At 71.1% G+C, this 20639-nt stretch carries 20 protein-coding genes; 8 read left to right on the top strand and 12 right to left on the bottom strand.

The genetic code is table 11. The annotated features are described in order from the left end of the window. The first annotated feature begins 216 nt into the window (after positions 1-216). Together ABDW35_RS11035 and ABDW35_RS11030 are read left to right on the top strand one after the other, a co-directional pair. The gene (locus ABDW35_RS11035) at positions 217-1161 is read left to right on the top strand and encodes an ABC transporter permease (protein WP_343713918.1); all 945 of its coding nucleotides are present in this window, start codon (positions 217-219) and stop codon (positions 1159-1161) included. Between the two features lie 4 nt (positions 1162-1165). Next, on the top strand, positions 1166-2038 hold the full coding sequence (locus tag ABDW35_RS11030; protein ID WP_343713917.1) for an ABC transporter permease: 873 nt from the start codon (positions 1166-1168) through the stop codon (positions 2036-2038). Here ABDW35_RS11030 and ABDW35_RS11025 read toward each other — a convergent pair. Together ABDW35_RS11025 and ABDW35_RS11020 are read right to left on the bottom strand one after the other, a co-directional pair. Beyond that, positions 2035-2655 (bottom strand): LysE family translocator, encoded by a 621-nt coding sequence (locus ABDW35_RS11025; protein WP_343713916.1) that lies wholly within the window; start codon positions 2653-2655, stop codon positions 2035-2037. The two genes, ABDW35_RS11030 and ABDW35_RS11025, sit on opposite strands and share 4 nt — an antisense overlap. A 53-nt stretch (positions 2656-2708) precedes the next feature. Further along, positions 2709-3317 (bottom strand): alpha-ketoglutarate-dependent dioxygenase AlkB, encoded by a 609-nt coding sequence (locus ABDW35_RS11020; protein ID WP_343713915.1) that lies wholly within the window; start codon positions 3315-3317, stop codon positions 2709-2711. Between the two features lie 88 nt (positions 3318-3405). Here ABDW35_RS11020 and ABDW35_RS11015 point away from each other — a divergent pair, with 88 nt between their 5' ends. The 3 genes from ABDW35_RS11015 (at position 3406) to ABDW35_RS11005 (ending at position 7216) form a co-directional block, all read left to right on the top strand. Beyond that, a complete protein-coding gene (locus ABDW35_RS11015) occupies positions 3406-3900 on the top strand; it encodes an Lrp/AsnC family transcriptional regulator (protein ID WP_343713914.1) in 495 nt (164 codons plus the stop codon). 283 nt (positions 3901-4183) lie between these two features. Next, positions 4184-5683 (top strand): NAD-dependent succinate-semialdehyde dehydrogenase, encoded by a 1500-nt coding sequence (locus tag ABDW35_RS11010; RefSeq protein WP_343713913.1) that lies wholly within the window; start codon positions 4184-4186, stop codon positions 5681-5683. Between the two features lie 153 nt (positions 5684-5836). After that, positions 5837-7216, top strand: a complete 1380-nt coding sequence (locus tag ABDW35_RS11005; RefSeq protein WP_343713912.1) for an aspartate aminotransferase family protein — start codon at positions 5837-5839, stop codon at positions 7214-7216. A 48-nt stretch (positions 7217-7264) separates the two neighbouring features. Here the strand turns inward: ABDW35_RS11005 and ABDW35_RS11000 are convergent, their stop codons facing one another. The 10 genes from ABDW35_RS11000 to ABDW35_RS10955 are packed head-to-tail and all read right to left on the bottom strand — an operon-like array spanning position 7265 to position 18288. Then, on the bottom strand, positions 7265-8365 hold the full coding sequence (locus ABDW35_RS11000; RefSeq protein WP_343713911.1) for a M24 family metallopeptidase: 1101 nt from the start codon (positions 8363-8365) through the stop codon (positions 7265-7267). A gap of 44 nt (positions 8366-8409) precedes the next feature. Next, positions 8410-9372: an isoaspartyl peptidase/L-asparaginase gene (locus ABDW35_RS10995; protein WP_343713910.1), complete on the bottom strand. Its 963-nt coding sequence runs from the start codon at positions 9370-9372 to the stop codon at positions 8410-8412. Between the two features lie 13 nt (positions 9373-9385). After that, on the bottom strand, positions 9386-10204 hold the full coding sequence (locus ABDW35_RS10990; RefSeq protein WP_343713909.1) for a M55 family metallopeptidase: 819 nt from the start codon (positions 10202-10204) through the stop codon (positions 9386-9388). Further along, entirely contained in the window at positions 10201-11241 is a 1041-nt protein-coding gene (locus tag ABDW35_RS10985; protein WP_343713908.1) for a P1 family peptidase, read from the bottom strand. The genes ABDW35_RS10990 and ABDW35_RS10985 overlap by 4 nt, the downstream gene beginning before the upstream one ends. Before the next feature lie 12 nt (positions 11242-11253). Further along, positions 11254-12141 carry an ABC transporter permease subunit gene (locus ABDW35_RS10980; RefSeq protein ID WP_343713907.1) on the bottom strand — a complete coding sequence of 296 codons (888 nt, stop codon included), beginning with the start codon at positions 12139-12141 and terminating at the stop codon, positions 11254-11256. After that, positions 12138-13058 carry a glutathione ABC transporter permease GsiC gene (gsiC, locus tag ABDW35_RS10975; RefSeq protein ID WP_343713906.1) on the bottom strand — a complete coding sequence of 307 codons (921 nt, stop codon included), beginning with the start codon at positions 13056-13058 and terminating at the stop codon, positions 12138-12140. Before gsiC ends, ABDW35_RS10980 begins: the two co-directional genes overlap by 4 nt. A 56-nt stretch (positions 13059-13114) precedes the next feature. After that, on the bottom strand, positions 13115-14641 hold the full coding sequence (locus ABDW35_RS10970; protein WP_343713905.1) for a glutathione ABC transporter substrate-binding protein: 1527 nt from the start codon (positions 14639-14641) through the stop codon (positions 13115-13117). A 28-nt stretch (positions 14642-14669) separates the two neighbouring features. Continuing rightward, entirely contained in the window at positions 14670-16520 is a 1851-nt protein-coding gene (locus tag ABDW35_RS10965; RefSeq protein WP_343713904.1) for a dipeptide ABC transporter ATP-binding protein, read from the bottom strand. Beyond that, positions 16517-17365, bottom strand: coding sequence for a D-amino acid aminotransferase (locus tag ABDW35_RS10960; protein WP_343713903.1), 849 nt, complete (start codon positions 17363-17365; stop codon positions 16517-16519). The genes ABDW35_RS10965 and ABDW35_RS10960 overlap by 4 nt, the downstream gene beginning before the upstream one ends. Then, positions 17362-18288 (bottom strand): MurR/RpiR family transcriptional regulator, encoded by a 927-nt coding sequence (locus ABDW35_RS10955; protein ID WP_343713902.1) that lies wholly within the window; start codon positions 18286-18288, stop codon positions 17362-17364. Before ABDW35_RS10955 ends, ABDW35_RS10960 begins: the two co-directional genes overlap by 4 nt. A 219-nt stretch (positions 18289-18507) precedes the next feature. On the opposite strand from ABDW35_RS10955, the gene ABDW35_RS10950 reads away from it, so the two are divergent. The 3 genes from ABDW35_RS10950 to ABDW35_RS10940 all read left to right on the top strand — a co-directional run bounded on the left by ABDW35_RS10950 (position 18508) and on the right by ABDW35_RS10940 (position 20403). Further along, positions 18508-18936 carry a hypothetical protein gene (locus ABDW35_RS10950; RefSeq protein ID WP_343713901.1) on the top strand — a complete coding sequence of 143 codons (429 nt, stop codon included), beginning with the start codon at positions 18508-18510 and terminating at the stop codon, positions 18934-18936. Positions 18937-19043: 107 nt separating this feature from the next. Further along, on the top strand, positions 19044-19721 hold the full coding sequence (locus ABDW35_RS10945) for a response regulator transcription factor (protein ID WP_343713900.1): 678 nt from the start codon (positions 19044-19046) through the stop codon (positions 19719-19721). A 106-nt stretch (positions 19722-19827) separates the two neighbouring features. Then, positions 19828-20403 carry a hypothetical protein gene (locus ABDW35_RS10940; protein ID WP_343713899.1) on the top strand — a complete coding sequence of 192 codons (576 nt, stop codon included), beginning with the start codon at positions 19828-19830 and terminating at the stop codon, positions 20401-20403. The last annotated feature ends 236 nt before the right edge of the window (positions 20404-20639 follow it).

The following is a 20639-nucleotide window of genomic DNA, read 5'->3' as shown; positions in this document are numbered from 1 at the left end:
AGCCCGGCGGCCAGATCGTCCCGGCCCGCGCGACGAAGGCTTGAGTCGAAGCATGAAGCTCACCCCCTCCGTCGCTCCATCCGAGTCCCCCCTCCCCTCGCGGGAGGGGGCTAGGGGGAGGGGGTTTTCGCCGTCTGAGCCGATGCCTGCCGCGCCGGCGCCGATGTCGAGAACCCCCTCCCCCTACCCCCCTCCCGCGAGGGGAGGGGGGACTTGGTGGGCTTGGGCGGCGTCCGCCGCATGAAGGCCTATCTCACCCGCAAGCTGGTGGCGCTGCCGCTGATCCTGCTCGGCGTCTCGTTCCTGATCTTCGGGGCCGTGCGCATGCTGCCGGGCGACCCGGCGCGGATCATGGCCGGGCCGCAGGCGACCCAGGACGCGGTCGACGGCATGCGCACCCGGCTCGGCCTCGACCAGCCCTTCCTGGTGCAGTACGGGCTGTTCCTGAGCCAGGCCGCGCACGGCGATTTCGGCGAGTCGATCAAGTCGAAGAAGCCAGTGATCGACGAGATCGCCGAGCGCTTCCCGAACACGCTGTGGCTGGCCGTGGTCAGCTACGCCATCGCCATCCTGGTCGGGGTGGCCGCCGGCATGCTGGCCGCGGTCTACCGCAACCACTGGCCCGACCAGGCGGTGATGATCGCCGCCATCGGCGGCGCCTCGGTGGCCAATTTCTGGCTGGCCCTGATGATGATGAACCTGTTCGCGGTGCAGCTGAAATGGCTGCCGCTGCTGGGCGCCGGCGGCTGGCAGAACTACGTCATGCCGTCGATCGCGCTGGGCCTGCTGCCCGCCGCGCTGATCGCCCGCATGACCCGGTCGAGCATGCTGGAGGTGATCGGCCAGGACTATATCCGCACCGCCCGCGCCAAGGGGCTGGGCAGCCGGGTGATCTACCGCAAGCACGCGCTGCGCAACGCGCTGATCCCGATCGTCACCATCGTCGGGCTGAACTTCGGCGGCCTGCTGGGCGGCGCCGTGGTCACCGAATCGGTCTTCAACTGGCCCGGCATCGGCCGCCTGCTGGTCGACGCGGTGCGCTATCGCGACTACCCGATCATCCAGGGCGTCACCCTGCTGACCGTGACCGCGGTGGTGGTGGTGAACTTCCTGGCCGACCTGCTGATCGCCGCCATCAACCCCCGCATCCGCTTCGACTAGGACCATGACCAGCATCGCCGACAGCGACGACCTTCCGGCCGCCCCGTCCCGGGCGAAGCGGCTGGGCCGCATCCTGCGCCGGCACAAGAACCTGACGATCGGCGGCGCCATGGTGCTGCTGCTGGTGCTGGCCGGCCTGCTGGCGCCGCTGATCGCCACCCACGACCCGACCCAGCAGTCGCTGGCCACGGCGCTGCGGCCGCCTTCGGCCGAGCACTTCTTCGGCACCGACCAATACGGCCGCGACCTGTTCTCGCGCATCGTCTACGGCGCCCGGCTGTCGCTGCTGGAGATCGTGCTGGGCGTCGGCATCGCGCTGGCCGCCGGCATCCCGCTGGGCCTGTTGGCCGGCTATTCGGGCGGCAAGGTCGACCAGGTGATCATCTGGTTCATGGACATCCTGTTCGCCTTCCCGGGCATCGTGCTGTCGATCCTGATCGTCAGCATCCTCGGCACCAGCCTGGTCAACCTGATGATCGGCATCGCCGTGTTCTCGATCCCGGTCTATGGCCGGCTGTCGCGCAACCTGGCCCTGGCGCTGAAGCAGGTGGAGTACACCGAGGCGGCGCGGGCGCTGGGCGCCGGCCTCTGGCGCATCCTGTTCCAGCACATCCTGCGCAACGCGCTGGGGCCGATCATCGTGCAGGCGACGCTGACCGCAGGCACCGTGGTGCTGACCGCCGCCAGCCTGTCCTTCCTCGGCCTCGGCGCCCAGCCGCCGACGCCGGAATGGGGCGCGATGATGAGCGACGGCCGCAACTTCCTGGGCGTCAACATCTGGTTGTCGCTGTTCCCGGGACTGGCCATCACCTATTCCGTGCTGGGCTTCAACCTGTTCGGCGACGGGCTGCGCGACCTGCTGGACCCTCGGCGTTAGATAAAGGCCGCCGCCGTCACGGCCACCAGCGCCACGGCCATCGCCAGGTTGATCGCACGCGCGGCGACCGGGTCGCGCAGCCAGCGCGACAGCGACACGCCGGCCAGCAGCCAGGCCGCGTGGATCAGCACGATCATCAGGCTGAGCAGCGCGACCTTCACCGCCGCGTCCAGGACGCTGTCGCCGGCGATCACGGTGCTGCCGGCGAAGATCGCACCGATGGCGAGATAGGCCTTGGGGTTGGCGACCGCCAGCCCGAAGCCGCCAGCGACGCCCGGCGCCCGCGCCGTCTCGTCCCGCCCGCCGAGCGGCGGGGCGGTGGCGATCTTCCAGGCGAGAAAGAGGATGTAGGCAGCCGATAGCACGCCCAGCACCAGGGGCCCGTGCGGGATCGCGGTGACCAGCGCCACCAGCCCGGCGGCCACCGCCAGCAGCACGGCGATGGTGCCGGCGATCAGCCCAGCGGCATAGGGCAACGACCGGCGGACGCCGAAGGAAGCGCCGACCGCGGTGAGGCTGATGGTGGACGGGCCAGGGCTGCCCATGACCACGGCGGAGGCCAGGAGCAGCGCCGTCAGCGGGCGCCACAGCCCGGGATCGGCGAGGGAGGTGTCCATGCCGCGAGGCTAGCGGCCCGCCCCGTCCCGGTCTTGCACGCTGGTGCTGTCCGTCAGCGCCGTCCCGTGCCGCGGCCGGACAGGCTGCGAAACGTGACCGACCAGCGCGTCGCTTCCATCTCCGGGATCGAGTGCTCCCAGCCATGTCGGGCCTCGCCGGAGAGGTGGTAGGCGGAGCGCGGCGCCAGCGGCAGCGACCGGCGGTCGAAGCCGCCCTCCGCCCGGCGGCGGCCGAAGCGCAGGGTCGCGGCGGCGCCGAGCGACACGCCGACGACATGCTCGAACACCGGCCGGTCCTTGTGCCAGCCGATGCCGGCGCCGGGGTCGTAGCGGATCAGGAGGGCCTGGGCCAGCTCCGCCGGCCCCAGCCCGGCGAAGCGGGCGGCCCTGTCCCGCAGCGGCAGCAGCCAGTCGGGGATCGGCTCGGCCGGCCGGAAGCTGCCGTCCTCGAAATCATAGCGCCAGCCGAAGGTGGCGGTCAGGCGCCGGCCTTCCCAGCCCTGGTAACGGAAGGGCGACAGCTGCGCAGCATCGATCGCCGCTTCCAGCCGGGCTTCCTCCTCCGGCATGACGATATCCTCGGCCGTCGACAGGCCGGCGAGCGGCGGCGGGCCGAACAGGTCGGGCTGCACGGCGGCGGAACTCCGGATGGCTTCCACCATCGATATGGCCCCTGCCGGAGCATCGGCCAACCGCGATCCGGGATCAGCTCCATTGACGGGGTGAATCTCCCCCCGGCATGGTCAGGGCATGTCCACCGTCAAGCTCGACCCGATCGACCTGCGCATCCTGGCCGAGATCCAGCGCGACGGGCGCATCACCAAGCTGGCCCTGGCCGAGAAGGTCGGGCTGTCGCCGACGCCCTGCTGGACCCGGCTGCACCGGCTGCAGCGCGAGGGCGTGATCTCCGGCTATCACGCCCGGCTGGCGCTGCGCCGGATCGCGCCCTTCGCCACCGTGTTCGTCGAGATCACGCTGGGCGCCCATCGCCAAGCCGATTTCGACCGGTTCGAGCGGGCGATGAAGGCGGTGCCGGAGGTGGTGGCCTGCTGGTCGCTGGGCGGCGGCATCGACTATCTGCTGAAGGTGGTGGCGCGCGACATCGACGCCTATCAGCGGCTGATCGACCGGCTGCTGGAGGAGGAGATCGGCATCGACCGCTACTTCACCTACATCGTCACCCGCGTCGTGAAGGACGACGCGACGGTGCCGGTCGAGGTGCTGGCGGGGACGGGCGGGGCTTAGGCGCCGGCTATCCCCCTCACCCTCCCATTCGCCAACGCGAATGGGCCCCTCCCTCTCCCCGAGGAGAGGGAAACAGGGCGCCCCTCCTTCACCTCTCCTTGGGGAGAGGTCGAAATCGCACAGCGATTTCGGGTGAGGGGGTGGCCGGTCTTGCGAAGGAGAAACTCTCTCCTCCCGTCACCCTCCGCGAGAGACTTGGTCTCCCCGCCAGCCGGCAAACAGCCCCCTTCTCCCCCGCCCTCCCCCTACCCTGGCGGCCTCGCCCTTGACGGAGGCCCAGCCCATGACCGCCCTCGCCACCCGCCCCAGCCAGCATGAGGCGCTCGGCCGCCTGACCGACCGCCGGCTGCTGCGCGAGCTGGCCTATATCGATGGCCGCTGGACCGCCGCCGCCAATGGCGCGGTGTTCGAGGTCGACGACCCCGCCACCGGCATCACCGTAGCCCGCGTCGCCCGGCTGGGCGCGGCCGAGGCCGACCGCGCCATCGCCGCCGCCCAGGCCGCCTTCCCGGCCTGGCGGGCGCTGCTGCCGCAGGAGCGGGCGGCGAAGCTGCGCAACTGGTTCGACCGGGTCCTGGCGGCGAAGGAGGACCTGGCCCTGCTGATGACGCTGGAGCAGGGCAAGCCGCTGGCCGAATCCCGAGGCGAGATCGATTACGGCGCCGGCTTCGTCGAATGGTTTGCCGAGGAGGCCAAGCGCCTCAACGTCGAATCCGTCACCAGCCACCTGCCCGGCACCGAGATGATGGTGCGGCGCGAGCCGCTGGGCGTCGTCGGCATCGCCACGCCCTGGAACTTCCCCTGCGCCATGCTGACCCGCAAGGCCGCGGCCGCGCTGGCCGCCGGCTGCACCGTGGTGGCGCATCCGTCGTCGCAGACCCCGCTGTCGGCCCTGGCCCTGGCCGAGCTGGCGGAGCGAGCGGGCATCCCGGCCGGCGTGCTGAACATCGTCACCGGCGACCCCGAGCCGATCGTCGGCCGGATCTGCGCCGACAGGCGGGTGCGGGCGGTCAGCTTCACTGGGTCGACCGAGATCGGCCGGCTGATCGCCGAGCGCTGCGCCCCGACGATCAAGCGGCTGCAGCTGGAACTGGGCGGCCACGCCCCGCTGATCGTCTTCGCCGACGCCGATCTGGACCGCGCCGTGACGATCGCGATCGACGCGAAATTCGCCACCTCGGGCCAGGACTGCCTGGCCGCCAACCGGATCTATGTCGAACGGCCGGTCTACGCCGCCTTCTGCGAGGCCTTCGCCAGGCGGGTGGCGGCGCTGAAGGTCGGCAACGGCCTCGACCCCGAGACCGAGATCGGCCCGCTGATGCATGGCCGCGCCGTGGTCAAGGCGGCGGAGCATGTCCAGGACGCCATGGCCCGCGGCGCCCGCTGCCTGGCCGGCGGCGGCATCCATCCCGCCGGACCGCTGTTCTTCGCCCCGACCGTGCTGGCCGACGTGCCGGACGACGCCGCGATCATGCGCGAGGAGACCTTCGCCCCGGTCGCCGCCGTCACCGCCTTCGACGGCGAGGACGAGGTCATCGCCCGCGCCAACGACACGGAATACGGGCTGATGGCCTATGCCGTCACCCGCGATGCCGGCCGCGTGCTGCGGCTGGGCCGCGCCCTCGACTACGGCATGGTCGCGGTCAACCGGGTGAAGATCACCGGCGCCCCGATCCCGTTCGGCGGCACCAAGCAGTCCGGCCTCGGCCGCGAAGGCTCGCGCCACGGCATCGAGGCCTTCACCGAGCTGAAGTACCTATGCCTGGACCTGAATGCGGCCTGAGCCCGTGAAGAATCGTCATTGCGAGCGCAGCGAAGCAATCCAGGGCCGTTTGGCGTGGCCCCTGGATTGCTTCGTCGGCTTCGCCTCCTCGCAATGACGGTTTTGGCGGGCTCGACGGCGTAAACGATGCCCTTTCGTTCAAGGAGAACCCCGATGGCCCTTCGCGGCAACGAACTCGACGCCTGGGATCGCGACCATTTCTTCCACCCGTCGACCCATATGGCGGCCCATGCGCGGGGCGAGACGCCGAACCGGATCATCACCGGCGGCGAGGGCGTCTACATCACCGACCGCGACGGCAAGCGCAGTCTGGACGCCTTCGCCGGGCTGTACTGCGTCAATGTCGGCTACGGCCGGCGAGAGATCGCCGACGCGATCGCCGCCCAGGCGCATGAGCTGGCCTACTACCACGCCTATGTCGGCCACGGCAGCGAGCCGTCGATCCGCCTGGCCAAGATGATCATCGACCGGGCGCCCACCGGCATGTCGCGGGTGTTCTTCGGCCTCGGCGGGTCCGACGCCAACGAGACCAACGTCAAGCTTGTCTGGTACTACAACAACGTCCTGGGCCGGCCGGAGAAGAAGAAGATCATCTCGCGCTGGCGCGGCTATCACGGCTCCGGCCTGATGACCGGCAGCCTCACCGGGCTGGAGCTGTTCCACAAGGCCTTCGACCTTCCGCTGGCCCAGGTGCTGCACACCGACGCGCCCTATTACTATCGCCGCGAGGACCGGTCGCTGAGCGAGGAGCAGTTCTCGCAACACTGCGCCGACCGGCTTGAGGAGCTGATCCTGGCCGAGGGGCCGGAGACGGTGGCCGCCTTCATCGGCGAGCCGATCCTGGGCACCGGCGGGCTGGTGCCGCCGCCGGCCGGGTACTGGGAGAAGATCCAGGCGGTCCTGGCCAAATACGACGTGCTGCTGATCGCCGACGAGGTGATCACCGGCTTCGGCCGGCTGGGGTCGATGTTCGGGTCGGAGCATTACGGCATCAAGCCGGACCTGATCACCATCGCCAAGGGCCTGACCTCGGCCTACGCCCCCCTGTCCGGCGTGATCGTGTCGGAGAAGATGTGGAAGGGTCTGGAGAAGGGGTCCGACGCGCTCGGCGCCATCGGCCATGGCTGGACCTATTCCTCGCACCCGCTGTGCACCGCCGCGGCGATCGCCAATCTGGAGCTGGTCGACAGCCTGGGGCTGGTAGAGAACGCGAAAGAGACCGGCGCCTATTTCAAGCAGGCGCTGACCGACGCCCTGGCCGGCCACCGCTTCGTCGGCGAGGTCCGCGGCGAGGGCCTGGCGGCGGCGGTCGAGTTCGTGGCCGACAAGGACGACCGCGTGTTCTTCGACCCGGCGCTGAAGGTCGGCCCGCGGATCTATGCGGCGACGCTGGCCCGCGGCGTCATCACCCGCGCCTTGCCGCAGGGCGACATCCTGGGCTTCGCCCCGCCGCTGTGCCTGACCCGGGACGAGGCCGATACCGTGGTCAAGGCCGTGGCCGGCGCAGTCGAGACGGTGGCGAAGGAGCTTTAGTCCCGAGCGGCGCTTCCCCTTCCACGGGAAAGGGAAGCGCTCGGCCCGCTACACCTGCACCACGTGCAGGTCGCGCGGCAGGGTGGACAGGATCTCCGGCCCGTCCTCGCGCAGGATCACGATCTCCTCCAGCCGGATGCCGAAACGGCCCGGGATGTAGATGCCCGGCTCGATCGAGAACACCATGCCCTCCTCCAGCACCGTCTCGGAGGTGGCGGTAATGTAGGGCGGCTCGTGGCCGTCGATGCCCATGCCGTGGCCGGTGCGGTGGACGAAATATTCGCCATAGCCGGCATCGGTGATGACCTTGCGGGCCGCGGCGTCGACCTCCTTCGCCATCACGCCCGGCTTCGCCGCCTTCAGCGCCGCCTGCACCGCCTTCTCGACGATGGTGTGGATCTGGCCGTAGCCCTCCGGCGGGCGGCCGATCGCCACCATGCGGGTGATGTCGCTGGGGAAGCCGGCCTTGCGGCCGCCGATGTCGACCACCACGGCGTCGCCCTCCTCCAGCCGACGCCCGCCGGTCTGGTGGTGCGGGAAGGCGCCGTTGCCGCCGCTGCCGACGATCCAGAACTGCGGCGCCGCGCCTTCCGAGCTGAAATGGTCCTTGATCACCGCCGCCAGCTCCAGCTCGGTCATGCCCGGCCGGGCTGCGGCGAAGGCGGCCTGGATGGCGCGGTCGGCGATGCCGGCATTCATCTTCAGCTTGGCGAACTCGGCCGCATCCTTGCGCATGCGCAGGGCGCCGATGGTGCTGTCGGTGAAGCTGTGCCGCGCGCCCGGCAGGACGCCGAGCAGCAGCAGGGCGAAATCCGCCCGCATCGTCTCGTCCAGCACGACATGCCCGGCCTGGGCGGCGCCTACATCGGCCAGGGCGGCCGCCAGCGCCGCGTCCGGCCCGACGGCATCGTCCCAGGTGTGGAAGGTGATCGCCGTCTCTTCGCGCGAGCCCTCGGCGTTCAGCACCGGCATCAGGAACGCCTCGCGCTCCGGCCCGATCAGCAGCAGGCAGGGCCGCTCATCGGCATGCGGGTGGAAGCCGGCTGCCCATTGCATGTGCGAGCCGGGCCCGAGCGCGACGAGATCGACGCCCACCTCCCGCATCTTCGCCCGCAGCGCCGTCAGCCTCTTGCCCGTATCGACCGTCATCCTGTCCTCCCATTCACGGCGACTCGCCGCCGCAGACCGCCAGCCTAGACCGCCTCGGTGCGGAAATCCTCGCGATGGATCGCGGTGCGCAGCACACCGTCGGCGCCGACCACGCCGCGATACATGCCCTCGCAGTTGAAGGGCAGCGCGACGTTGCCCCGGGCGTCGACCGCGATCAGCCCGCCGGAGCCGCCGGCCGGGGCGAGGAGCGCCTGCACCACATCCTCCGCCGCCTGCGCCAGCCCCTGGCCGGCCCAGCGCATGCGGGCGTCGATCTCGTGCCCGGCGGCGTAGCGGATGAAGATCTCGCCATGACCGGTGCCGGAGACGGCGCAGGTGGCGTTGTCGGCCCAGGTGCCGGCGCCGATCACCGGGCTGTCGCCGACCCGGCCCGGGGTCTTGCCGGTCATGCCGCCGGTCGAGGTGGCGGCGGCGAGGTTGCCGGCGGCGTCGCAGGCCACGGCGCCGACCGTGCCGTGCCTGCGCGCCGGGTCGCCGTCATCCGGCAGGGCCTGGCGGCGGCGCTCCAGCTCCTGCTGCAGCGCCTGCCAGCGCCGCTCGGTGCGGAACCAGGACGGATCCATATGCTCCAGCCCGGCCTCGCGGCAGAAGCGGCGCGCCCCCTCTCCGGCCAGCAGCACATGCTCGGTCCGCTCCATCACCGCGCGGGCGGCGAGGACCGGATGGCGCGGGCCGCAGATGCCGGCGACGGCGCCGGCGCGGCGGTCGCGCCCGTCCATCACCGACGCGTCCATCTCGTTCTCGCCGGCGCTGGTGAAGACGGCGCCGCGGCCGGCGTTGAACAGCGGGTCCTCCTCCAACGCCATCACCGCGGCGGTGACGGCGTCGAGCGCCGAGCCGCCGGCCGCCAGGACCAGATGGCCGTTGCGGAGCGCGGTGCGCAGGCCCTGGTGATAGGCGTCCTCCTGCTCCGGCGTCAGCGACTCGCGGCGGATGGTGCCGGCGCCGCCATGGATCACCAGGACGGCGCGGGATGCGTTGGTCATGGAAGCCTCGGGGTCAACGAAGGAAGGCGGTCATTGCGGAGACCGAATTCATCCAGCGGACCGCGTCGGCGACACTGCCGGCCGGCAGGGCGATGGTGACGCCGTCGCGCCGCTCGGCCGGTGGCAATGTGGCAGCAAGGTCGGCCAGGGCCGGGCTGCCCATCTCCAGCTCCAGCGTGTACGGCCCGTCGATGCGGAAGGGCGGGATCGACCCCGCACGGCGGACGGCGCGGGCCGCGCCTTCGCGCAGGGCGGCGCGGGCGGCCAGCAGCGGCAGCGACCGGGCGGCGCGGTTGCCCAGCGCCTGCTTGGTCTGGACGAACTCGGCCTCGGGGAAATGCGCGCGCAGCTCGGCGACGCAGCGGTCGTCGCCCGAGACCATCGCCACCGGCACGCCCAGGCTGCCGGCATAGGCGCCGTAGATCCCGGCCTCGCCCAGCGCTTGGCCGTTCAGCCGCACCGCGCGGAAGGCGAAGCCGTTGGTGGTGTGCGCCAGCACGCCCTGCTCCGACGCCCGGGCGTGGTAGCCGAGGCAGAACACCGCCGCATGGCCGGCATCCAGCCCGCAGAACATGTTGAGCGGCTTCGGCTTGCCCTGGATCAGCTCCGCCGCCGGATGCAGCAGCTCCGGCAGCAGATTTGTCATCGGGCCGTGGGCGTCATTGACCAGGATCTCGGTGGCGCCGCCCTCCAGCGCGCCTTCGATCGCAGCGTTGACCTCCTCGGTCATCAGCCGGCGGGCGCGCTCATATTCGCCATTGCCCGGCTGGCCCTGCTGCGGCGTCACCACGCCGGTCACGCCCTCGATGTCGGACGAGATGTAGATCCTCATTTGCGTTCCTCCGCCTCCAGCCAATCCGCGAGCGATGGCCGGCTGTGGCCCAGGCGCCCGACGGCGGGGCCGGCGGCGCAGAGCGCGTTCAGCACCGCCTCCTGCGTCGCTTCCGCCGCGGCCTGGAACAGCCGGTCGATGCGCGCCTCGTTGAGCGCCCGGATCAGGACCAAGTCCCGCTTCTGGTCGTGCTCCACCGGATCGGCGGTGGTGAAGCCGAGCGCGATGTCGCCGCTGCCATGACCCCAGAAGGCGCCGAGCCGCGCCAGCCCGGCGCCGCAGCGCTTGGTCACACGGTGCAGCTGGCGATGCTCCAGCGGCACGTCGGTCGCCAGGATCACGATCACCGAGCCCTTCTCGGGCGCCGGTTCCGACGGCGGCGCCGGGCGGCGGCCGTCGGGCAGCACAAGGTCGCCGGCCCGGCCGAAATTCGCCAGCACCAGCACGCCGAGATGGAAATGGTCGCGGTCGAACTTGACCCGGCGCGAGGCGGTGCCGATGCCGCCCTTGAAGCCGAAGCTGCTCATCCCCGTGCCGGCGCCGACCGAGCCCTGCCCGACCCGACCGTCGGTGGTGGCGGCGACCGCCTCCAGCGCGTCGGTCTCGGTCACCGCCAGGGCCTGGATGTCGGACAGGAAGCCGTCATTGCACTCCAGCACCACCGGGTTGACGGTGCCGGTCTCGCGGCCGATGTCGGGGTTGGCCGCGATCGCCGCGCGGACCAACGCCGTGGCGCAGGTGCCGACCGCGAAGGTGTTGGTCAAGAGGATCGGCGTCTCGACCGTCCCCAGCTCCGCCACCTGCATCAGGCCGGTGCTCTTGCCGAAGCCGTTGATCACCTCGACCGCAGCGCGGGCCTTGCTGCGGAACAGGTTGCCGGCATGCGGCAGGATGGCGGTGACGCCGGTCAGCACCTCGCCGACATGCAGCGTCAGGTGGCCGACCCGCACCCCCGGCACGTCGGTGATCTCATTGAGCTCCCCGGTCGGCAGCGTGCCGCAGACCAGGCCGAAATCGCGGGCGAGACGGGCCGTCACCGATGCCTCCCTTTACGTCTTCAGCTTCGGGTCCAGCGCATCGCGCAGGCCGTCGCCGAGCAGGTTGAAGGCCAGCACCGTGACGAAGATGGCGATGCCGGGGAAGAGGGTGATGTGGTCGGCGACGCCAATATAGCTGCGGCCGTCGGCCAGCATCGCCCCCCATTCCGGGCTGGGCGGCTGGGCGCCGAGGCCGATGAAGCTCAAGGCGGCCGCCGTCAGGATCGAGGTGCCGATACGCATCGAGAAGTAGACGATCACGCTGGGCAGCGTGCCGGGCAGGATGTGCCGCAGCATCAGCAGGCGGTGGCGCACGCCGATCGCCCGGGCCGCGTCGACATAGACGGTCTGCTTGATCGCCAGCGTGCTGCCCCGCACCAGCCGGGCGAAGACCGGGACGCTGAACACGGCGACCGCGTAGATCACGTTGTCGATGCCGGGGCCTAGCACGGCGATGACGCCAATCGCCAGGATGATGCCTGGGAAGGCCAGCAGCACGTCGCAGAAGCGCATCACCAGGCCATCGGCCCAGCCGCCGTAGAAGCCGCTGACCAGGCCCAGCAGGATGCCGGCGACGCCGCCCAGCGTCACCGACAGGAATCCGACGGCCAGCGAGATGCGGGCGCCGAAGACGATGCGGCTGAAGATGTCGCGGCCATACGCGTCGGTGCCGGCGAGATGGGCCCAGGACGGGCCTTCCAGCACCCGCTCATAGTCGGGCGCGGCGAGGTCGTATGGCGCGATCCAGGGCGCCAGGATTGCCATCAGCACCAGCGCCGCCAGGAACAGCCCGGCGATGACGCCGACCTTCTGCCGGCGGAAGCGGCGCCAGAACTCACGCCAGGGCGAGCGCACCTTCTCGGCGCCGGCCGACGCGACGGGGGCGGTAACGGCGCTCATCGGTAGCGGATCTCCGGATTGGCGAAGGCGTACAGCACGTCGACGGCCAGGTTGATCAGGATGAACTCGATCGAGAACAGCAGGATCTCGGCCTGGATCACCGGGTAGTCGCGGAAGGAGACGCTGTCGACCAGCAGGCGGCCGAGGCCGGGCCAGGTGAACACGGTCTCGACCACGATCGACCCGCCGAGCAGGAAGCCGAACTGCAGCCCGACCATGGTGATGACCGGGATCAGCGCGTTGCGCAGCGTGTGCTTCCACACCACCGAGCGCTCGAACACGCCCTTGGCGCGGGCGGTGCGGACATAGTCTTCGCGGAAGATCTCGATGAAGGCGGAGCGGGTGAAGCGCGCCATCACCGCCGCCACAGTCAGGCCCAGCGCGATCGACGGCATGACGAAATGCTGCCAGGTGCCGTAGCCGCCGGTCGGCAGCCAGCCGAGATCGACCGAGAACACGCCGATCATCAGGAGGCCGAGCCAGAAGGGCGGGAAGGAGATGCCGGAGACGGCCAGGACCATGCCGCCATAGTCCTGCCAGCGGCCGCGCTTGACCGCGGACAGCACGCCGATCAGCAGGCCGGCGATCACCGCCCAGACCATGCTGACGACGCTGAGCCAGACGGTCGGCATCAGCCGCTCGCCGATCTCCTCCGCCACCGGCCGGCGGGTCTTCAGCGAGGTGCCGAAATCGCCCTGCACGATGTGGCTGATGAAGGTCAGGAACTGCTGGTGCAGCGGCTTGTCGAGGCCGAGATCGGACCGCACCAGTGCGACGTCCTCGGCGGTCGCGTCCGGCCCCGCCACCAACCGCGCCGGATCGCCGGGCAGCATGTGGACGAAGCTGAAGACCAGGACGGCGATCACCGCCATGACCGGGACGATGCCGAGCAGGCGCCGGATCAGATAGTTCAGCATGGGGGCTCCGGACGGCGCCCGCCCCCCGGCAGGACCGAAGGGCGGGCGCCTGAGGCTTACTGGAACGCCGGATCCTCGACTACGAAGCCGCGGTCGGGCAGGACGAAGACGCCGGACAGGTCCTTTGCCTGGGCGCTCAGCACATGCTCGACCGCGATGTCGATCCACGGCGCGTCCTGCCAGACCTGGGCCTGCACCTTGGCATAGGCCTCGGCCCGCTTGCCCTCGTCGGCCGTGGCCACCGCCGCCTCCAGCGCCTGATCGACCTCGGGGTTCGAGTAGTAGGCGACGTTGAACAGCTTCGGCGGGAAACCCTTGCCCCACAGCAGCGGCCGCAGCGCCCAGTCGGCGTCGCCGGTCGAGGACGACCAGCCGCCATAGTACATCTGCACCGTCGCCTCCTCCGGCGTCTGCACGCTCCAGATCTTCTGCGACAGCACGCCGGATTCGAGCGGTGTCACCTGGGCCTTGACCCCGATCTGGGCCAGCTGCTGCTGCAGGAACTGGGTGGCGCGGACCGAGGTGGTGCTGTTGCCGGACCACAGCACGGCCTCGAAGCCGTCGGCATAGCCGGCCTCGGCCAGCAGCGCCTTGCCCTTGGCCGGGTCGAACGGCCAGACCCCCTGCTTGGCGTAGAACTTCAGGCTCGGCGGCATCGGCGCATCCGCCGGCTCACAGAAGCCGCTCAGCACCACCTTGCAGAAGGCGGTGCGGTCGACCGCGTAGTTCAGCGCCTGGCGCACGCGGACGTCGTCGAACGGCTTCTTGCGGGTGTTCAGCGCCACGTACCAGTTGACGATCGACGGCCGCTCATCGACCGACAGGTTCGCATTGGCCCGCACCACCTTCACCATCTCCGGCGGCACCGGGGTGATGAACTGGGCCTCGCCCGCCTGCAGCATGGCAACGCGGCTGCCATTCTCCGGCACGCTGCGGATGGTGACGCCATCGACCTTCGGCGCGCCCTTCCAGTAGCCGTCGTTGCGCACCGCCTCGAGCGTGTCGGCCGACCAGGACTTGAAGCTGAACGGGCCGGTGCCGACCGGGTTGCGGCCGATGTCCTTGCCGTACTTCTCCAGCGCCGCCGGGCTGATGATCATGGTGCCGGGATGGGCCAGGGTGTTGACCAGGGCGCCGAACGGCTCCTTCAGCAGCACCTTGACGGTGTGGTCGTCGACCACCTCGACATGGTCCAGCATCGACAGCAGCGACTGGCGCTTCAGCTTGTTCTCGGGGTTGGCCAGCCGCTCCAGGCTGATCTTCACCGCCTGGGCGTTGAAGTCGGTGCCGTCCTGGAACTTCACGCCCTGACGCAGCTTGAAGACGTATTGCTTGGCGTCGTCGCTGACCGTGTAGCTTTCGGCCAGCAGCGGCACCAGCTTCATGTCCCGGTCGAAGCCGTAGAGCCCCTGGTAGAACAGGCGCGACGCCGACTGGGCCGAGGTCTCGTTGACGTTGGACGGGTCCAGCCCCGTCAGGTTCTCCTGGATGCCGATCACCAGGGTCTTGGCCAGGGCCGCGCCCGGCAACGCCAGCAGCGCCGCGGCGGCGCAGCCGATCAGGGTCCGTCTCCAGTCTCTCATTGCTCTCCCCTTTTGGTTTGGTTCGGGTTCAGCCGAAGTCGCCGACGCGGTGGCGGGCGACGAAATGGCCCGGCCCGACGGGCTCCAGCGGCCGCACCAGCGGCTCGTCGCCCAGAGGCCGGATCGGGCTCGGGATCTCACCCTCGATCAGGCTGGTGTCGCGGTTGCGCCGGGTCGGGTCCGCCACCGGCACCGCCGCCATCAGCCGGCGGGTATAGGGATGCTGCGGGCTCTCGAACACCGCCTGGCGCGGCCCGATCTCGACGATCTGGCCGAGATACATCACCGCGACGCGGTGGCTGACCCGCTCCACCACCGCCATGTCGTGCGAGATGAACAGGTAGGACAGGCCGTGCCGCGCCTGCAGTTCCATCAGCAGGTTCACCACCTGCGCCTGGATCGAGACGTCGAGCGCCGCCACCGCCTCGTCGGCGATGATCAGCCGCGGCTCCGACGCCAGGGCCCGGGCGATGCAGATGCGCTGGCGCTGGCCGCCGCTGAACTCGTGCGGATAGCGCCGGGCATGCTCCGGCTTGAGGCCGACCTGGGTCAGCAGGTCGGCGACGCGCTGCTCCACCGCCCGGCCCTTGGCGAGGCCGTGAGTCAAGAGCGGCTCGGCGATCGAGAAGCCGACGGTCAGCCGCGGGTTCAGCGAGGCGAAGGGGTCCTGGAAGACGTACTGGATCTTCTGCCGCAGCCGGCGCCGCTCCTCCGCCTTCATCTGGGCCAGGGCCCGGCCCTCGAAGCGGATCGATCCGGCGGAGGGCTCCAGCAGCTGCATGATGGTGCGGCCGGTCGTGGACTTGCCGCAGCCGCTCTCGCCGACCAGCGCCAGGGTCTCGCCCGGCTGCAGGCCGAAGCTGACCTGCTCCACCGCATGGACGCGGGCGACCAGCCGGCCGAACACGCCGCGGCGCACGTCGAAGCGGGTCGAGAGCTGGTCGACCTCCAAGAGCGGGCTGCCGGCGCGCACCGTGTCCTGCGGCGCCGGCGGCGGCTCCTTCGACCCGTCGACCCGGACCAGCGGGAAGCGGGCCGGCAGCGGCTGGCCCTGCAGGCTGCCCAGCTTCGGCACCGCCGACAGCAGCGCCTTGGTGTAGGGGTGCTGCGGCGCCGCGAAGATCCGCTCGGTCGGCCCCTCCTCCACCTTGCGGCCCTGATACATGACCACGACCCGGTCGGCGACCTCGGCCACCACGCCCATGTCGTGGGTGATGAACATCACCGCCATGCCCATCTCGCCCTGCAGCCGGCGGATCAGCCGCAGGATCTGGGCCTGGATGGTGACATCCAACGCCGTCGTCGGCTCGTCGGCGATCAGCAGGCTGGGCCGGCAGGACAGGGCCATGGCGATCATCACCCGCTGGCGCATGCCGCCCGACAGCTGGTGCGGGTGGCGGTCGAGCATCCGCCTGGCCTCCGGGATCCGCACCCGCTCCAGCATGCTCAGCGCCTCGGCCCGGGCCGCCTTGGCGTCCTTGCCCTGGTGCAGCATCACCGCCTCGGCGATCTGGTCGCCGATGGTGAAGACCGGGTTCAGCGACGTCATCGGCTCCTGGAAGATCATCGCGATCTCGTTGCCGCGCAGCGCACGCAGCGCCCCGGCCGGGGCCTTGGCCAGGTCGCGCACCGTGCCGTCGCGGCCGCGGAAGCGCACCGAGCCGCGGGCGATCTTCCCGCCGCCATAGTCGACCAGCCGGATCAGGCTGAGCGAGGTCACCGACTTGCCGGAGCCGCTTTCGCCGACCACCGCCACCGTCTCGCCCGGCGCGATGGCGAAGCTCAGATCCTCGACCGCGGTGACGGTGCCGTCATCGGTCGGGAACTGGACCGTCAGCCCGTCGACCTCGATCAGCGGTGCAGTGGCCCCAGCGGTCATGCCGGCTGCCCGACCAAGCGGTCGAACGCGTCGCGCACCCGGCGCCACACCGGGCCGGGCCGGCCGGTGCCGACCGCGGCGCCGTCCAGCCGCACGATCGGCGCCAGCTCCTTGGTGGTGCTGGTGATCCAGATCTCGTCGGCGGCGCGCAGCTCGGCCTCCGTCACGTCGCGCTGCTCGACCGCGAGGCCCAGTTCCTCGGCCAGCCGGATCGCGATCCGCCGGTTGATGCCGTCGAGGATGCGGTGGTCGGCGGCCGGCGTCGCCACCCGGCCGTCCTTGACCACGAAGACGTTGCTGGCGGCGCATTCGCTGACCAGGCCGTCGCGCAGCATCACCGTCTCCAGCACCCCGGCCTCGGCCGCGTTCTGGGCGGCGAGGACGGAGGGCAGCAGCGCGATCGACTTGATGTCGCAGCGCAGCCAGCGGATGTCGGGCGCCGAGACCAGGGCGAAGCCCTCCTCCTGCTGCGCCCGGCCCAGGCGCTTCAGCGCGCCGGCGAAGGCCAGGATGCTGGCCCGGGCGCCGGCCGGGAAGGCGTGGCTGCGCTGGGCCGGGGCGCCGCGGGTGACCTGCATGTAGATGGTCGCGGCCGGGCGCGGCGCATCGGCGGCCAGCCGCTCGAACACCGCGGCCAGGGCGGCGCGGTCGAGGCCGGGGTCGATCCGGACGGCGGCGAGGCTGCGGGCCAGCCGGTCGAGATGGGCGTCGAGCTCGAAGATCCGGCCGTCATAGACCGCCACCACCTCGTACACGCCGTCGGCGAACAGGTAACCGCGGTCGAGCGGCGAGACGGTGACCTCGGCGAGCGGCTGCCAGGTCCCGTTCCAATAAGCGAGGGTCATCGTCGGCGTTCCGCTTCAGAAGGTTTGGGGGCTGGAGGACGGGGACGGCGCGCGGGGCCGTCGTCGACCAGGAGGAAGGGCATGATCTGCTCGGTCAGCTCGGCCGCGTCCGAGATGGTGCCGCGGCGGCGGGCGACGGCGCCGGCCAGGGCTTCGGCAAGAGCCATGATGGCGATCGAGGAGCCGTGCAGCACGCCGTGCTCGGCCGGGCCGAACAGGGCAGCGTCGCTCTCCGCCGCCAGAGGCGAGGCCGGGCCGTCGGTCAGGGCCAAAGCGCGCAGGCCACGGGCCTTGGCCCGGCGCAGCAGGTCGATGGTGGTGCGGGAATAGCGCGGCACCGAGATCGGCACCAGCAGGTCGCCGGGGCCGAGGCGCAGCAGCTGGCGGACCATGCGCTCGGTGCCGCCGCTGCCGTCCATCAGCTCGACCGCCGGGCAGTAGGGCTGCAGCAGCTCGGCCAGGAAGCGGGCGGTGACGGCGCTGATACCGAGGCCGAGCGGCACCACCCGGCGCGCGGCCAGGACCAGCTCGACCGCGTCGGCGCAGGCCTCCTCGGTCAGCAGCGCCGTCGCCTGGCCGAGATTGGCGGCGGCGGCGTCGAGCGAGCGGTGCAGCTGGTCGCGGGCGGAATCGCCGCCCTGCTGCGCCGTGCGCAGCTTCTCGACCGGCGCCAAAGCACGCTGGAACTGCTGCAGCAGATCGGCCCGGAATTCGGGGAAGCCGCCGAAGCCGAGGCGGTGGGCGAAGCGGTTGGCGGTGGCGACCGAGACCTGCGCCGCGCCGGCCAGCTCCTCGATCCCCATGGTGGCGGCGCGGAACGGGTACTGCAGGACGAAATCCGCCAGCTGGCGATGCGCCGGCGACAGCGCGTCGAGGCTCTGCGCCAGGCGGTTCGTCAGGGTCTGCGGCGGGTCCTGGTCCATGCGGCGGGAAGCAAGAATCGGAAAGCCGTGGCGCGGCGGGATGAAAATTCTTCTGTCATCCGGCCGGACGGCTGTAAAGATTTTTTCACGAGCGATTGCGAAGCGCCCGCATTTGGACCAAAGGACAACGGACCTACCCCGCGCCCGCCGCCATACTCACCCGAACGGGCGGGTTTCCGGGGCGGTCGCGCCGCCGGCCGCCGGAGACGGGAGGACACCATGCGCGCACCGACGATCGCGGCGGCCGCCGCCACCCTGCTGCTGGCGCTCGGCGCCGCCGGACCGGCCGCGGCCCAGGCCGGGCTGACCACGCGGCCGACCACGCTGGAGACGCTGAAGCTGGCCTCCGGCCTGCCCTTCCCGCAGAAGCCCTACGAGCTGGAGGCCGGCAAGTATTATCGCTGGACCATCGAGGCCGACGGTACGGCCGAGCTGGGCATCGCCGCGCCCGAGTTCTTCCGCAACATCTGGATCAACGAGGTGGTGGTGAACAAGATCGAGATCCGGCCGCTGGGGCTGGATTCGATCGAGTTCGACGATGCCGGCAAGGCCACCATCACCTTCGTGCCGATCCGCCCCGGCACCTTCACCTTCCACGCGCCGGAGACCACCGCCGAGGGCATGAGCGGCACCTTCGTCGTCAAATAGACCCGGCAGGCGTGCCGTTTTGCCCCGGCGCCTTGGTCGCAAGGACGACGGACAGCGGGGGGCCGGCCGCGATAGCATCGGCCAGCACCCCTTGCCCGCAGCCCCGGATGACCAGGCCCTCCCTGCCCCTGACCGACCTGACCCCCGCTTTGGGCGGCGCCGAGGCGAACCCGATCCGCATCGGCTTCGCCGACAAGAACCCGCTGGTGCTGCGCGGCCTGCAGTCGCTGTTCGGCGAGGACCGGCGGTTCGAGCTGGTGGTCTCGGCCAGCGACGGCGAGCGCTTCCTCGACGCCGTGGCGCGGTTCGAGTTCGATGTCGGCATCATCGGCTGGGTGATGGCCAATGGCGACGGCCGCGCCGTGCTGGAAGGCCTGAAGGAGCGAACCCCGGCCCCCCGCATCGTCGTCTACACCGGCGCCGACCTGGGCGTGGCGCGGCTGGCGATGCAGCTGGGCGCCGCCGGCTTCCTGTCCAAGTCGGAGCCGCCGGAGCGCCTGCTGGACGTGGTGGCGGAGGTGGCGCGCGGCCGGATGATGTTCCCGTTCCTCGATCTCGGCCGGGCGGCGGCGGCCGACCCGCTGGCCTGCCTGACCGGGCGCGAGCGCGAGCTGCTGGAGCGGCTGGCCGAGGGGCTGAGCAATGAGGGGCTGGCCCGCCGCTTCGGCCTGTCGCCCAACACGGTCAAGTTCCACCTGCGCAACCTGTACGAGAAGCTGGGCGCGGCCAACCGGGCCCAGGCCGTCGCCGTGCTGCTGGGGCGCGACCGCGGCCAGCCCCCCTGACCGCGGATTTTTCGCCCGGCATCCTACGAACGTAGGACGACGCCGGCGGCCGGCGCGTGGTTCGCTTCGGGATCGGAAGAGCTTCACCGGTTCGCGAGGCGCCGCCATGCAGATGCTCCATCCCAGGGACCCGATCCTCCGCGGCCCGGCCGCCGTGCCGGCCGGCGCCGACGACCACGGGCCGGAGGCCGAGCTGCAGCCGGTGGTGCGGGTCGCGGTCCAGGGCCCGGCCCCGTTCAACGCCCTGGTGCTGGTGCGCGGCACCGTCGCCGCCGACGCGGCCGGGGCCGAGGCCCGGGCCGGCGACACCGTCGCCATCCGCACCAATTTTGTGCTGTCCGGCTTCGACCCGGCCCGGCCGCCGCCGTTCAAGCATTCCTCGACCGCGGCGCTGCGCGACGCCGGCGGGGCCGGGATCGACGCCATCGACCACGGCTTCTTCGACGATTCCGGCCGCTGGGTGCTGCTGGTCCGCGGCGACAGCCTGCGGCGGCACGGCGCGGTCGAGCTGACCAGCTGGGTGATGTGGCGCGAGGAGGCTCCGGACGCGGCGGATGGCCGCCTGGCCTTCCGCAGCTATCCCGTCTTCGTGCCGCCGCAGCCGCCCAGGCCGGCGGATCCCTGGGCCCGGGCCGTCGCCCGCCTCTACGGCCATCGCCCCGAGGCCCGCGCGGTGGCGTGAGGCGCCGGCTCTCCCCCTCACCCTCCCATTCGCCGACGCGAATGGGCCCCTCCCTCTCCCCGACTACGGCATCTACACATCGTTGAAGTGCGCTTTTTAAAGTCCCCCCTCCCCTTGCGGGAGGGGGGCAGGGGGAGGGGTCTGCGCGCGTCCGCGCGCGAATGGGCAGGGCGCCGAACTCGCCGCCCATGCCGGTTTGCGACAGTCTGGGGCCGGCTCGAGCCGATAGAACCCCC

The organism is Inquilinus sp., assembly GCF_039594555.1.
Taxonomy (GTDB): domain Bacteria; phylum Pseudomonadota; class Alphaproteobacteria; order DSM-16000; family Inquilinaceae; genus Inquilinus.
The sequence above is the reverse complement of the archived record's forward strand: the minus strand, read 5'-3'. Positions and strand labels throughout refer to the sequence as shown.

Bases quoted from the DNA above. Each gene is read 5' to 3' on its own strand.
- gsiC (WP_343713906.1), bottom strand. From the start codon at position 13,058: ATGCTGAACTATCTGATCCGGCGCCTGCTCGGCATCGTCCCGGTCATG.
- ABDW35_RS10960 (WP_343713903.1), bottom strand. From the start codon at position 17,365: ATGACCCTCGCTTATTGGAACGGGACCTGGCAGCCGCTCGCCGAGGTC.
- ABDW35_RS11005 (WP_343713912.1), top strand. From the start codon at position 5,837: ATGGCCCTTCGCGGCAACGAACTCGACGCCTGGGATCGCGACCATTTC.
- ABDW35_RS11030 (WP_343713917.1), top strand. From the start codon at position 1,166: ATGACCAGCATCGCCGACAGCGACGACCTTCCGGCCGCCCCGTCCCGG.
- ABDW35_RS10945 (WP_343713900.1), top strand. From the start codon at position 19,044: ATGACCAGGCCCTCCCTGCCCCTGACCGACCTGACCCCCGCTTTGGGC.
- ABDW35_RS11010 (WP_343713913.1), top strand. From the start codon at position 4,184: ATGACCGCCCTCGCCACCCGCCCCAGCCAGCATGAGGCGCTCGGCCGC.
- ABDW35_RS11025 (WP_343713916.1), bottom strand. From the start codon at position 2,655: ATGGACACCTCCCTCGCCGATCCCGGGCTGTGGCGCCCGCTGACGGCG.
- ABDW35_RS10965 (WP_343713904.1), bottom strand. From the start codon at position 16,520: ATGACCGCTGGGGCCACTGCACCGCTGATCGAGGTCGACGGGCTGACG.
- ABDW35_RS11020 (WP_343713915.1), bottom strand. From the start codon at position 3,317: ATGGTGGAAGCCATCCGGAGTTCCGCCGCCGTGCAGCCCGACCTGTTC.
- ABDW35_RS10980 (WP_343713907.1), bottom strand. From the start codon at position 12,141: ATGAGCGCCGTTACCGCCCCCGTCGCGTCGGCCGGCGCCGAGAAGGTG.
- ABDW35_RS10955 (WP_343713902.1), bottom strand. From the start codon at position 18,288: ATGGACCAGGACCCGCCGCAGACCCTGACGAACCGCCTGGCGCAGAGC.
- ABDW35_RS10950 (WP_343713901.1), top strand. From the start codon at position 18,508: ATGCGCGCACCGACGATCGCGGCGGCCGCCGCCACCCTGCTGCTGGCG.
- ABDW35_RS11000 (WP_343713911.1), bottom strand. From the start codon at position 8,365: ATGACGGTCGATACGGGCAAGAGGCTGACGGCGCTGCGGGCGAAGATG.
- ABDW35_RS11015 (WP_343713914.1), top strand. From the start codon at position 3,406: ATGTCCACCGTCAAGCTCGACCCGATCGACCTGCGCATCCTGGCCGAG.
- ABDW35_RS10990 (WP_343713909.1), bottom strand. From the start codon at position 10,204: ATGAGGATCTACATCTCGTCCGACATCGAGGGCGTGACCGGCGTGGTG.
- ABDW35_RS10995 (WP_343713910.1), bottom strand. From the start codon at position 9,372: ATGACCAACGCATCCCGCGCCGTCCTGGTGATCCATGGCGGCGCCGGC.
- ABDW35_RS10940 (WP_343713899.1), top strand. From the start codon at position 19,828: ATGCAGATGCTCCATCCCAGGGACCCGATCCTCCGCGGCCCGGCCGCC.
- ABDW35_RS10970 (WP_343713905.1), bottom strand. From the start codon at position 14,641: ATGAGAGACTGGAGACGGACCCTGATCGGCTGCGCCGCCGCGGCGCTG.